A 12,299-nucleotide genomic window follows, 5' to 3' on the forward strand; every position below is an offset into this window, starting at 1 on the left:
GCGTTGCTCGACCCGAACAGCACGCCCTCGGGCACGATGACCGCGGCACGTCCGCCGTTGCGCAGCATCCGGATCATGAGCACGAGGAAGAGCAGCTCGGTCTTGCGGGTCTTGACGAGCTTCTGCAGATCCTTCGAGACGGTCTCTTGATCGAGCGACCCGGCAAACGGCGGGTTGGCGAGCACGAGCGTGTAGCGGTCATCGCCCGGATGCCCCTCCGACAGCGAATCCGCGCGCTCGATCGTCGGGTTCTCGACGCCGTGCAGCAGCATGTTCATGCTGGCGATGCGGGCCATGGCGGCATCGGAGTCGTAGCCGGTGAACATCGGGCCGTGGAAGTGGGCGCGACTGGCGGCATCCGCCCACAGCTCGGGGTGGTGCTCGCGCAGGTACTCCTCGGCGGCGACGAGGAACCCCGCGGTTCCGACGGCCGGATCGATGATGAGGTCGTCGGGGCGCGGACGCTGCAGGTCGACCATGAGCTTGATGATGTGCCGGGCCGTGCGGAACTGCCCGTTCGTGCCGCTGGTCGCGAGCTTCGAGAGCATGTACTCGTAGATGTCGCCCTTGGTGTCGCGATCTTCCATCGGAATCTCGTGCAGCAGGTCGACGACCTTCGTCAGCAGCGCCGGGGTCGGGATCGTGAACCGGGCATCGCGCATGTTCCGCGCGTAGCTCGACCCCTCGGCACCCAGCCGGCGCAACCACGGGAACACATGCTCGGAGACGACCTCGAACATCTCGGCGGGCGCGAAGTTCGTGAACACGCTCCACCGCAGATCGCGGTACGGCCGACGGCTCGGCAGATCATTGTCGTACCCCTCGGGAAAGACCGGGTTCTCGACCTCCTCGCCGAAGCGGGCTGCCTTCTTCTCAGCGAGCAACTGCAGATCGTCAAGCCGCCGGATGAACAGCAGATACGTGATCTGCTCGATCACCTCGACGGGATTGGCGATGCCGCCCGACCAGAAGGCATCCCAGACCTTGTCGACCTGACGTCTCAGTTCACCCGTGACCACGCTGTGCCCCCTCGATCCGTGCAACCACTCCACGCTAACGGAGGGCGGCCAGCAGACCCGACGACAACAGACGGCTTCGTCGCGCGCCCGTAGAATCCCACTACAACTTGCTATATCCGAATTTCGTAGTAGGGACGGCCATGGCATCGTACGAAGCAAAGCTGCGCTCCCCAGCCGACATCGGGCTTGCGATCCAACAGGCGAGGCTCGCAAGAGGCCTGACACAGATGGAGCTAGCCGACCAACTCGGCATCTCGCAGCGGTCTATCAGTGAGCTCGAATCCGGAAAGCCCACGATCTGGGCTCGTCGAATGTTCGACCTCATGCGGGCGACCGGGGTCGAGCTATCGGCTATGTGGGATGGTGAAGCCCGGTCATGAGGCTCGCCGTCGAGCTCTATGGCACGGTCATCGGACACATCCACGGCCCTGATGCACGCTCGTTCGACGTCGAGATCACCGATGAGGCACGGGAGACATTCGGGGTAAACAGCCGGGTGATGTCGGTTGCGATTCCATTGCTGGCTTCGATGCCAAGGCAACATGCAGGGCGTCGCCGAAACTGGTTCGCCGAGCTCCTGCCCGAAGGCGACCAACTCGACTACATGCTCACGCAGGGTGGTATGCGGCGGGGCGACATACCCGCGTTTCTGGCGCGGTACGGACGTGACGTCGCGGGTGCCTTGCAGATCTGGGATGTCGACGACCCGTCGGAACCACGGACTCCCGAGGTGATCCCGATCGACGCTGAGGGGATCCGACGCCTCCTGGAGGATCCGATCGGCGCTCCGCTCGGGAACGCGACGGACTATGGGCGGACCTCACTGGGCGGCGTCCAGCCGAAGATCGTCTTGGCGTGAACCGGAGCCAGGTGGAACCAAGCACTCGGCGGCTTCCCGTCGACGCACATCCTGAAGCCTCAACTGCCCACACGACCAACTGTCATCTTCGATGAGGAGTACGGCGCGCGCCTCTCACGTCGCCTCGGACTCGCGGCTTTCGATACCCGGGTCGAGGAGTTCGACGGACTGCCGACGCTCGTGATCGAACGTTTTGATCGAGCCGGTGGCGCGCGCATCCACCAGGAGGATTTCAACCAGGTGCTGGGCGCGAGCGCCAATCAGAAGTACCAGGAGCTCGGAGGCGTGGTCTCGCTCGCCCGCGTCGCCGGTGCACTGTCGCAGTATGCCGGGTCCGAAGATGTGCTCCGCCTCGCGCAGACGACCTGCGAGAGGGGCGGGCCGTCGGAGACGGTCGAGCACCCTCCGCAGGCTAGCGAAGCGTCTGCGACTGCATCCACTCCCCCAGCACGCGGTAGGCCTTCTCCCGCACGGCTGCGCGGGAGAGAAACACGTCGTGGAGCGCGCCGTCTATTCGTGCGATCGTGACGAGCCGGCCCAGGCGGGTCGCCGCCTTCGCTATGTCATCGACGACGAGAACGGAATCGGTCTCGAGCATGTCGGGGCGCCACACCAGCGGCGAGCTCGACCGCTGCGACAGCAGCACGAGCGCGGGGCATGCCACGTCGATCCCTCGCGCAACGGTGTCGTGGCCGTCGAGCACCGCCTTGAGCCAGCCCGGAGTGGTCGGAAACCCACGCTCAGGCCGCCATCCTTCCGGCGCCTCCGGCAGAGTCCCGACCTCCTGCTGCGCTCGGGTGTAAAAGCCGAGATCGACGACCGGATGCATCCCCAACGGGTCCCACCGAGCTCGGGCCGCGACGAGGGGCGTGAGCGCTTCTCGGCCCCAGGCCCCCGTCTGGAACTCCAGCCACGGACTGTTGAGCACAAGCGCTGACGCAACCCCCGGATGCCGCGCCGCCCACAGCGAGAGCGTGAGCCCGCCCGTGGAGTGGCCCAACAGCACGAGGCGCCGCCCCGGCTTATCCTCGCGCCCCATCGCCGAGAGTGCCGCCGCGATGTCTGCGTCGTACTCGGCCAGCGATGAGACGTAACCCGGCGTCTGGCCAGCCCGCAGGCTCCGACCGTACTTGCGCAGGTCGAGCGCATAGAACCGGGCGCCCCGGTCTGTCCACCACTGCGCGAGGCCCGTCTGGAAGAAGTAGTCCGACCACCCATGGACGTAGAGAACGTCGACGTCGCGAAGACGCCCCGTCCACGAGGCAGGCCACGACGGCAGGAGCCGCACGAGCGTAGCGACGACCTCGCCCTCGGCATCACTTCCCAAACTCAGCGTGCGCTGCCGAAAGCGACCGCCGAGCAGGTCAGGAAGCCACACCTCTTCCACGAGTTGAGACTATCGCCGCCCGTTCTCGTGCGGGACGCGAAGAGACCGAAGCTACCTGATCGGGGGAGCGTCGCCGAGCCCAGCAGCGAAGAAATCAGCTGGCTCCAGGTACACAACGACGTGGGATGCCGCGGGGTGATTAGTGGTGGTCCAGCGCCAGCCGCGTTCGGCGAAAGCCATGCGGAGTTGCGACATATATGCCGACTCCGGGAATGTGCGCTGAGTCCCGTCCGGAAGGACGACGGCCCATACACGCCGCGCCTCCGTCTGCTGTTCCATGACGACCGAGTAATAGAGGATTCTCCCGGGACCCCACGAGTAGCCCTCTGGAAGCGGCTGCCATTCATCGCTGGTGACTTTCAGGCCCGACCCTTTGAGCCAAACCTCGTTCGGACCGCGGGGATCCTCAGCCGCGGCCGCCGCCGGCGCCGCGGAACCCGCGAGTGCACCGACAGTTCCCGCAGCCAGTGCTGACGCGAGAAGTCCTCGGCGACTCATGGGGGTCTTGTCGCTCGGGTTGTTGATGCTCACGCATCGATCCTGACACGGCCGCCAGTGAGGGCCAACCGTGTCAGGACCGACACGAACGGGATCAGTTGCCCCAGATCTGCAGGTTCAGATCGCCCAGCAGCATCTCGGCGTCCACGTTCGTCACCGACGAGTAGATCCAGATGTCCTCGCGGCTCGTGATCGTCTCGACAGTGTCGACCGAGAACTCGGCGTTCGGGGTGACCATCTGACACACCGGGTTTCCGGCATCCCCCGTGACGCAGGTGTACCCCTCACCGGGAAGGGTTGCGACATATGCCTCGGCGGCTGCGGGGTCGACCTCGCTGATCAGCAGCAGCACGCCCTGGCTGTCGCCAGCGAACCAGTCGCAGCCGAGCAGCAGCGTGGAGCCCTCGGGAACCGGGCGAACGAAGTCGGCGCCGTCACCCTGAAGGTTCAGCTGATCGACGCTGTCGGCGCGGCTCTCGGCCGTGCCGACCGCTGCGCAGTCCGTGGGAACGTTCGCGACGAACGACTGCGGCTCCTGCGTCGGCTCGGTGCTGGGCGTGTCGTTCTGCGTTGCCTCAGAGGTTGGCGTGGACGAAGGCTCGGGGGTCGGTGCACAACCAGCGAGCAGCAGGATACCGACGACGGCGACGGCAGGGACAAAGCGGGACCGGGACATAGTGACTCCTCGATACGGTGCGCGGGCGACCACCTCACCCACGCACTCTGGACACCTCAATGTAAGGCACAAGAGCCGCGCGCCGCGCCAGCCGGCTCAGCGGCGGCCGCGGCGGGTCGTCCGCAGGGCCAGGATGCCGAGCAGCAGCGAGAGCGCCATCATCGCCGCGATCACGACTGCCATCGGCACAGCCGTGTCCTCTCCCGCCAACCCCACGAGCGGTGACGCCACAGCACCGATGACGAACTGCGATGTTCCCATGATTGCTGAGCCCGCACCGCGAGCGTGATCGGCGCGGGCAAGGCCCAAAGCGCTGGCATTGGACATCGTGAATCCGAGTCCGAGAGTGAGCAGAAACGCACAGGCCACGAACCCCGGGATCGTGAGGGTACCGGTCAGCGTGAGTGCCAGCAGAAGCGCAGCGGCGCCGGTCGTGGCGCCCAGGCCAACGCCCAGCATCCGTCTCGGCCCGAACCGCACTGCGACCCGGGCGTTCACGATGTTCGAGAGGATGACGCCGCTGGCTGCAACCGCGAACGAGATCGAGTACACCGTCGGCGACATCCCGAGCACAACCTGGCCCACGAACGGCGACGCCGACACGTACGCCATGATCGCGCCGAACGTGAGCGCGTAGGCACCCGTATAGAGGGGAAAAGCGCGGTCGGCGAGCAATCCGCGGAAGGCGCCGAGCGTCTGCGACATCCCGGCAGTATGGCGATGCTCGATGGAGAGGGATTCCGGAACGACGGCCAGCGACACGACCAGCATCACCACCGCGACGACCGCGAGCGCCGCCATCACGCCGCGCCAGCCAACGACCTCGCTCAGCAGACCGCCGATCGGTGGTGCGACCAGCGGCGCAACCCCGACAACGACCACGATGAGGCTAAGAGCGCGCACCGCAGTCTCTTTGGGGCTGAGATCGACAGCGACGGTGCGCCCCAACACCATCCCCGCAGACCCCGAGAAACCCTGCACGAATCGCAGGATGACGAACACGGCGATCGTCGGGGCGAACACCAGCGCGATGCTGGACAGAGCGAAGATCACTCCGCCGACGACGAGGACGGGGCGTCGCCCGACGCGATCGGACCAGGGACCGAGTACGAGTTGACCCACCGCGACACCCACGAGGAATGAGGTGAGCGTCAGTTGCACGGCCGCGGCGTCAACGCCGAGGTCGCCCGCGATGTCGGTGAAGGATGCGAGGTACATGTCGGTCGCGAACGGACCGACAGCGGAGACGAAGCCGAGAGCTGCGATCAGCCCCGGCGACAGCCTCCGCGAGGAACTCACTCGCCTCGAGAGATGGCAACCATCTCGTCGCGAGGCACCACCTTGATACGGGCACGCCCCTCAGGCTCACCCAGACCGATCTCGTGCTGATCGAGACGGTGCCAGCCTTCCAGGTCGGTCCAGGCGACACCGCGCTCGGCCAGGAGTGCGGGGATCGCCGCCTCCGACGGGTCCTCAGGCTGCCACCACGAACCCTGATCGTTGATGAGGTGGCGCACGGTCTCCATCGCGTCGGACTTGGTGTGACCGATCAGGCCGACCGGGCCACGCTTGATCCATCCGGTCGCGTACAGCCCAGGTGCGCGCTCATTGGAATCGGCGCGCAGAACCTGGCCCTCGTGGTTGGGGATCACACCGTGCCGCTCATCGAACGGCACCTCGGGAAGCGGTGATCCGAAGTAGCCGACGGCACGGTAGACGGCCTGGACGGGAACCTCGCGGAACTCACCGGTTCCGGCGACACCACCCTGCCCGTCGGGGCGCGTGCGCTCGTACACGAAGCCCGACACGTGGCCGCGGTCATCGACCTGCACCTCGACGGGCCGAGCCCAGAAGTGCAGGTGCAGGCGACGGGATGCCGTCCCGCCCGCGTTGTTCACACCGGGCCGGGTCCGCCATTCCTGCAGCACGCGGTCGATGACCTTGACCTGCTTGTTGCTCTCGATCGCCGTCCGGGATGCCTCGTCGTAGTCGAAGTCCTCGTCGTAGACGACCATGTCGACATCCCGCAGTTCACCGAGCTCGCGCAGCTCGAGCGGCGTGAACTTGACCTGCGCGGGCCCGCGACGGCCGAAGACGTGGACGTCGGTCACGGGCGAGGCCTTGAGCCCCTCATAGACGTTCGCGGGAATCTCTGTGGGCAGCAGATCATCGGCGTGCTTGGCGAGGATGCGGGTGATGTCGAGCGCGACGTTGCCGTTGCCGACGACGGCTACCGACTGCGCGGTCAGCGGCCAGGTGCGGGGCACGTCGGGGTGCCCGTCGAACCAGCTCACGAAGTCGGCAGCACCGTAGGACCCCTCGGCGTCGATTCCCGGGATGTCGAGGGTCGCGTCGCGGACGGCGCCGGTGGCGAAGATGACGGCGTTGTAGTGGCGCTTGAGGTCGTCGAGGGTGATGTCGCGACCGAACTCGACGTTGCCGAAGATGCGGATGTCGCCCCTGTCGAGCACTTCGCGCAGGGCCGTGATGACGCCCTTGATGCGAGGGTGGTCGGGAGCTACGCCGTATCGGACGAGGCCGTACGGCGCAGGCAGCTGCTCGAACAGGTCGATCGACACGTCGAACGCGCGCTCCGCCTTCAGCAGGATGTCAGCAGCGTAGATGCCCGCCGGGCCTGCGCCGACGATGGCCAACCTCAGAGTGGTCATGTGTTCCTTTCGGGACGCGAGAGCACGGTGATTCGGCGCAAGAGCGCCGGGACGGCCTCAGCTCGAGCGGTCGGCGACGGCCTGCGCAAACCTCGTGAGGGCTTCGCGGACCGGGCCGTCAGGGATGGGATCGAGTGCCGCGATCGCATCACGCGACCAAGCGTTGGCGAGTTCCACAGTCTCGCGCGTTGACCTGTCAGACCGAAGCATCGCAAGAGGCTCGTCCAGCAACGCGGGGTCCTCGCCGTCAGCGATCCGGGCGACGCCCTCGTCGATCCGGTCGCGAAGAGCGCGAGCCTCGGGGTCGTCACGGCGCGCGAGAAGCAGATAGGGCATCGTCGGGACGCCAGCGCGGAGGTCCGTCCCCGGCACCTTGCCGGTCTCATCGGGATCTGCCGAGAGATCGATGACGTCATCCAGCAGCTGGAAGGCGACGCCGGCTGCCTCACCGAAGGTGCGTACCGGCTCTTCGTACTCGGTGGGAGCGTTGCTGAAGATGATGCCCGACTGCGCTGCCGCGGCGATCAGCGATCCGGTCTTGTCTGCGAGAACCTGCAGGTAGAACGCGACGCGGTCATCAGCATCCGTCGGCCCGACAGTCTCGTGCATCTGACCGAGGACGAGCCGCTCGAAGGTGTTCGCCTGCAGTCGGATCGCTCCCTCTCCCAGCCGCGCCATGATCTGGCTCGCACGAGCGAAGAGGAGGTCGCCGGTCAGGATGGCGATGTTGTTGCCCCACACCGAGTGAGCGCTCGGCACCCCGCGACGCTTGTCGGCATCATCCATCACGTCGTCGTGGTAAAGCGAACCGAGGTGGGTGAGCTCGAGCGCCGTGGCAGCTTCGACAACGTCCTCCGTGACGCCGTCACCGAGGTGTGCGGTCAGCAGAGCAAGCATCGGACGCACGCGCTTGCCGCCGGCATCGAACAGGTACCGGCTTGTCGCATCAGCCAGCGCGTCCGAGATGTGAAGCTCCCGCTCGAGATTTGCATCGACCCGATCCAGCCCGGCTTCGACACCGTCGATGAGACGGCGCGCACGAGGGCCCGCGAAGATCCGTTCCGCGAGACCCAGCTGGCTCGCTATTCGGGAACTTGACGCGGAGGGGGTCACACCACAAGCCTACCGGGGCTGGGAGCCACCATCCCCGACGGGCTTGCGCGCCCGGTGCAGCGCCACGACGCCGAGCGTCAGGTTTCGCCACGCCACATCCGTCCATCCCGCAGCCCGAATGCGCCCCGCAAGGGCCGGTTGATCCGACCACGCGCGGATTGATTCGTTGAGGTAGTCGTACGCGTCGCCGTTCGAACTGACCAACCGCGCGACCGGGGGGAGGATGCGGTCGTTGTAGAACCGATACAGAGCGGAGATAGCCGGAGAGGTCGGGTGCGAGAACTCGCAGATCACCAGTCGCCCACCCGGTTTGGTCACCCGCAGCATTTCGCGCAGGCCGGCGTCGGCATCCTGGACGTTCCGAAGTCCGAACGAGATCGTGACGGCGTCGAACTCTTCGTCCTCGAACGGCAGTGCCGTTGCGTCTGCTTCCACGAAGCTCACGCCAGAGACGCCGGCGTGGCGACGGCGCCCCTCGGCGATCATGCCCGGGGAGAAGTCAGCGGCGACGACGTCGGCGCCCGTGCGCGCGATCGCGACGCTCGAGGTGCCGGTCCCTGCCGCGAGATCGAGGATGCGCTGCCCCGGGCGCGGTGACAGCGCACGGGTCGTCGCACGTCGCCACAGACGGTCGTTACCGACGCTCAGGATGGTGTTCGTCCGGTCGTAGCCTGCCGCGACCTCGTCGAACATTCCGCTGACGCGGGCCGGGTCCTTCTGGAGATCTGCGCGATGGGACTGGGTCACGCGTCGAGTCTAGGACGCCACGTGAGGGGCGAGTCCGGGGCGTTTCGACTCGCTGCGCTCGCTCAACGATCAAGACCCTGGGGGGCCAGTCCACGGGCGGCGAGGCGCTCAAGCCAGGCATCCGCCGTGGCGTCGTTGAAGGGAGCCTCCGCGGCGCGCACCCGCCGTTCCAGGTCGACAGCCAACGTTTCGAGCCGCTCGACCACCTCGCGCGGGTAGCCGTAGTGGACGCGGTGCTCGTCCCACTCGTCGCGGTCGTCGATCCAGATCCCGCGCTCGTCGAGGGCTCGCACGACATCCAGATCCATGTCGATGCCCTCCGCGACGCCGGGAGCGCTCTGCGACCAGCCGATGTCCCAGCCGAGGTCGATATAGATGCGGGTCCGCGACGGTGCTGCGTTCACCGTCATCGCGTACTCGCCGCTCGGGGGCATGAGGGTGACGTTGGGGCCGGCGGTCACGACGTTCCGGCCGGGACGGATGCTGCGCCATCCCGCCGGCTGCCCGAACCACTCGCCCCAGCTGTCGTGGCCGAGATAGACGCAGTCGTGGACCCAGTGGACGCCGTCGTCCCACTTGCGCCACCGGAACTGGGTAACAGTGCCGGGCACCGGGCGCCCGAGTCGATCCGCATCCACGCCGGAAGTCTAGGCTGGTGAGGTGACCCGTACTTCCCGTCTCCCACCGCTGGTGGTCGAGACCCGGGACATCGAGCCGGTCGACGACCTGCTGTCGCTGACCGATCCGCATAATCCGCTGGCGTGGTTGCGTCGCGGCAACGGCATCGTCGGTTCGGGCGCGGCGGTCGTAACGATCGGCGGGCCGGGTTCGCCCCCGCTGTCCCGGCCGATTGCCGCAATCTGGCGCGACCTGGCGGCAAACGCTCGAGTGTCCGATCCCGTGCAACTGCCCGGCACCGGGCTGGTCGCGTTCGGCGCGCTCGGGTTCGACCCGGCCTCGACGGCGCCGCCGTTCCTGGTCGTTCCGCAGACGATCACCGGCGTGCACGGCGGTCGGGCGTGGGTCACAACGATCCGTCACGAGAGCGATCCTGAGCCGCCGCAGCCTACGTCCGTTCCCCACGGCCCCCACTGGTCCGCAACGCTCGGACCCGGCCTGCTCGACCCCGACGGCTACCAGCACGCTGTGCGCTCCGGGATCGAGGCGATCACGGCGGGCGAGGTCGAGAAGGTCGTTCTCGCACGGGACCTCGTCGGGACGATTCCGGCGGGCGCAGATCTGCGTCGGCTGGTGCGCGCGCTTGCCACGAATTACCCCGACACCTGGACCTTCGCCGTCGACGGCCTCATCGGCGCGAGTCCCGAAACCCTCATCACGGTGAACCAGGGCGCCGTGACCGCGCGCGTGCTCGCCGGAACCACGGCGCGCGGCGCCGATGCCGACGAGGACGTCGCCGCAGCGAAGGCACTCGGGACGAGCCGCAAAGACATCGACGAACACCGGTTCGCGGTCACGAGCGTGGTTGACGCACTGGCACCGCTCACCCGTGACCTCGTCGCTCCCGGCGAGCCGCACCTGCTCGAGCTTCCGAATCTCTGGCACCTTGCCACCGACGTCTCGGGTCGGCTATCGAACGGGGCTTCCGCGCTCGACCTCGTCACGGTGCTGCATCCGACGGCTGCGGTCGCGGGCACCCCGACGGATGCCGCACTCGACGTCATCCGTCGACTCGAGCCGTTCGACAGGGGCCGGTACGCCGGACCCGTCGGCTGGATCGACGCCAACGGCGACGGCGAGTGGGCGATCGCCCTGCGCTGCGCCCAGATCGGCGCCGAGCCGCAGCGGGACGCCGCCAGATACAGCGACACGATTCCGGTCATCGCGCACGCTGGCGCCGGCATCGTGGCAGCAAGCGACCCCGAGGCCGAGCTTCTCGAGACGCGCGTGAAGTTCCGGCCCATCGTCGACGCCCTCGCCTGAGCCCTGCGGGCGGACTCAGCCCAACTGCAGGATCCAGGTCGCGACGGCGAAGTAGATGATAAGGCTCGTCGCGTCACAGAACGTCGAGATGAACGGCGTGCTGAACACCGCCGGATCTGCCCGCACCGCCATCGCAAGGATCGGCATGAGACCACCCACCGTCGCTGCGAGCGTGCAGATGAACAGCAGCGTCAGGCCGATCACGGCCCCCAGGGCGAGATCGAACACGAGGCTCGCCAAAGCGAAGCCGAGGATGCCCAGAAGGCCTCCGAGGAAGGCGCCGACCCGCACCTCGCGCCACATCACCGTGAGTGCATCCCGTTTTCGCACCTCCCCCATCGCGAGGGCACGGGTGACTGTCGTCGCCGCCTGAGAGCCGGTGTTACCCGCCGTGCCCGTCAGCAACGGGATGAACAGGGCGAGAGTGACGACCTGCTCGAGTGTTGCCTCGAAGATCCCGAGCACCTGAACCGTGAGCAGCGCCGAGACGGCGAGCACCAGGAGCCACACCACACGGGCGCGCACAATCCGCAGCACGGGCGTTGTGAGGTAGGGGCGGCCCAGCGGCTCGGAGGCCCCTTGGCGTGCGGCATCCGTGTCTTCTGCCTCCTCGAGGATGCGGGCCGCGTCGTCGACGGTGAGGATGCCGAGCAGGCGGTCTTCGCTGTCGACGATCGGCATGGCGAGCAGTCCGGAGTCGACCAGCGATCGCGCGGCGGTCTCTGCGGCATCCGTTGCCCGAGCAGTCCGCGCCTCGGTCATGAGCTCCTCGACCGTGACGTCGGAGCGCCCCATCACGAGCTCCCGCAAACCGACGACGCCCAGCAAGCGACGGTGCGGTGAGGTCACCGGGAGCATGTAGACGGTCTCGGCATCCACACCGCGGTGACGCACGTGGCTGAGCGCGTCCCCGACCGTGAGCTGGGGCGAAAGCCGGACATACTCCGTGCTCATGAAGCGGCCCACGCTGTTCTTCGGGTACCCGAGCATCGGGGCCGTCAGCTCGCGCTCGGCGGGTGAGAGGCCCCGCATGAGCTGCCGTGCGACGCCCGCCGGGAGTTCGTCGATCAGCTGCGCACGATCGTCGGGGTCGAGTTCCTCGAAGACCTTCGCGACGTCGTCCTCCCGCAGGCCGCCGATGAGCTCAGCCCGCATCCCCGGATCGAGCAGTTCGAAGGCCTCGAGCGCCTGGTCGCGGCGCAGCAGTCGATACAGCACCGCGCGGTCGCGCGCATCCTCCCGCTCCAGGAGCTGAGCGATATCGGCGGCATCCTGCTCGGCCAGCAACTCGCGCAGCTCATCGAGCCGGCGGTCCCGCAGAAGCGGAGTCACTGTCTCGAGGAATCCCTCAAACTCGTCATCCATGGAGCGCATCCTTGCAGACGGTGGG

Annotated in this window: 14 protein-coding genes; 4 read left to right on the top strand and 10 right to left on the bottom strand. The window is 67.3% G+C overall.

The features are described 5' to 3' along the window. On the bottom strand, nt 1–1,019 hold a 1,019-nt coding region (locus B3587_RS05565), incomplete at its 3' end, for a type I restriction-modification system subunit M (RefSeq protein WP_292727017.1). A 140-nt stretch (nt 1,020–1,159) separates the two neighbouring features. Here B3587_RS05565 and B3587_RS05570 point away from each other — a divergent pair. The 3 genes from B3587_RS05570 (at nt 1,160) to B3587_RS05580 (ending at nt 2,406) form a co-directional block, all read left to right on the top strand. Next, on the top strand, nt 1,160–1,399 hold the full coding sequence (locus B3587_RS05570; RefSeq protein ID WP_292727019.1) for a helix-turn-helix domain-containing protein: 240 nt from the start codon (nt 1,160–1,162) through the stop codon (nt 1,397–1,399). Beyond that, nucleotides 1,396–1,878, top strand: coding sequence for a HipA N-terminal domain-containing protein (locus B3587_RS05575; protein ID WP_292727021.1), 483 nt, complete (start codon nt 1,396–1,398; stop codon nt 1,876–1,878). Before B3587_RS05570 ends, B3587_RS05575 begins: the two co-directional genes overlap by 4 nt. Before the next feature lie 84 nt (nt 1,879–1,962). Continuing rightward, the gene (locus B3587_RS05580; RefSeq protein ID WP_292727036.1) at nt 1,963–2,406 is read left to right on the top strand and encodes a HipA domain-containing protein; all 444 of its coding nucleotides are present in this window, start codon (nt 1,963–1,965) and stop codon (nt 2,404–2,406) included. On the opposite strand, the gene B3587_RS05585 is transcribed toward B3587_RS05580, so the two are convergent. The 8 genes from B3587_RS05585 to B3587_RS05620 form a co-directional block, all read right to left on the bottom strand. Beyond that, the gene (locus B3587_RS05585; protein ID WP_292727023.1) at nt 2,291–3,265 is read right to left on the bottom strand and encodes an alpha/beta hydrolase; all 975 of its coding nucleotides are present in this window, start codon (nt 3,263–3,265) and stop codon (nt 2,291–2,293) included. The two genes, B3587_RS05580 and B3587_RS05585, sit on opposite strands and share 116 nt — an antisense overlap. A 51-nt stretch (nt 3,266–3,316) precedes the next feature. After that, nucleotides 3,317–3,796: a hypothetical protein gene (locus B3587_RS05590; protein ID WP_228177888.1), complete on the bottom strand. Its 480-nt coding sequence runs from the start codon at nt 3,794–3,796 to the stop codon at nt 3,317–3,319. A gap of 61 nt (nt 3,797–3,857) precedes the next feature. Next, entirely contained in the window at nt 3,858–4,439 is a 582-nt protein-coding gene (locus tag B3587_RS05595) for a hypothetical protein (protein WP_292727026.1), read from the bottom strand. A gap of 96 nt (nt 4,440–4,535) precedes the next feature. After that, a complete protein-coding gene (locus B3587_RS05600; protein WP_228177886.1) occupies nt 4,536–5,738 on the bottom strand; it encodes a multidrug effflux MFS transporter in 1,203 nt (400 codons plus the stop codon). Continuing rightward, a complete protein-coding gene (locus B3587_RS05605) occupies nt 5,735–7,108 on the bottom strand; it encodes an FAD-dependent oxidoreductase (protein ID WP_292727028.1) in 1,374 nt (457 codons plus the stop codon). Before B3587_RS05605 ends, B3587_RS05600 begins: the two co-directional genes overlap by 4 nt. A gap of 57 nt (nt 7,109–7,165) precedes the next feature. Next, complete coding sequence (locus B3587_RS05610) at nt 7,166–8,221, bottom strand: polyprenyl synthetase family protein (protein WP_292727030.1); 1,056 nt, start codon at nt 8,219–8,221, stop codon at nt 7,166–7,168. A 9-nt stretch (nt 8,222–8,230) separates the two neighbouring features. Further along, complete coding sequence (locus tag B3587_RS05615; RefSeq protein WP_228177883.1) at nt 8,231–8,968, bottom strand: demethylmenaquinone methyltransferase; 738 nt, start codon at nt 8,966–8,968, stop codon at nt 8,231–8,233. Nucleotides 8,969–9,030: 62 nt separating this feature from the next. Continuing rightward, nucleotides 9,031–9,606 carry a DUF402 domain-containing protein gene (locus B3587_RS05620; protein ID WP_228177882.1) on the bottom strand — a complete coding sequence of 192 codons (576 nt, stop codon included), beginning with the start codon at nt 9,604–9,606 and terminating at the stop codon, nt 9,031–9,033. A 22-nt stretch (nt 9,607–9,628) separates the two neighbouring features. Here B3587_RS05620 and B3587_RS05625 point away from each other — a divergent pair, with 22 nt between their 5' ends. Beyond that, nucleotides 9,629–10,909: an isochorismate synthase gene (locus B3587_RS05625; protein ID WP_292727032.1), complete on the top strand. Its 1,281-nt coding sequence runs from the start codon at nt 9,629–9,631 to the stop codon at nt 10,907–10,909. A 15-nt stretch (nt 10,910–10,924) separates the two neighbouring features. Here the strand turns inward: B3587_RS05625 and mgtE are convergent, their stop codons facing one another. Beyond that, the gene (gene mgtE, locus B3587_RS05630) at nt 10,925–12,274 is read right to left on the bottom strand and encodes a magnesium transporter (protein ID WP_292727034.1); all 1,350 of its coding nucleotides are present in this window, start codon (nt 12,272–12,274) and stop codon (nt 10,925–10,927) included. Nucleotides 12,275–12,299: the final 25 nt, after the last annotated feature.

Source organism: Microbacterium sp. UBA837, from assembly GCF_002296025.1.
Lineage (GTDB): Bacteria > Actinomycetota > Actinomycetes > Actinomycetales > Microbacteriaceae > Microbacterium.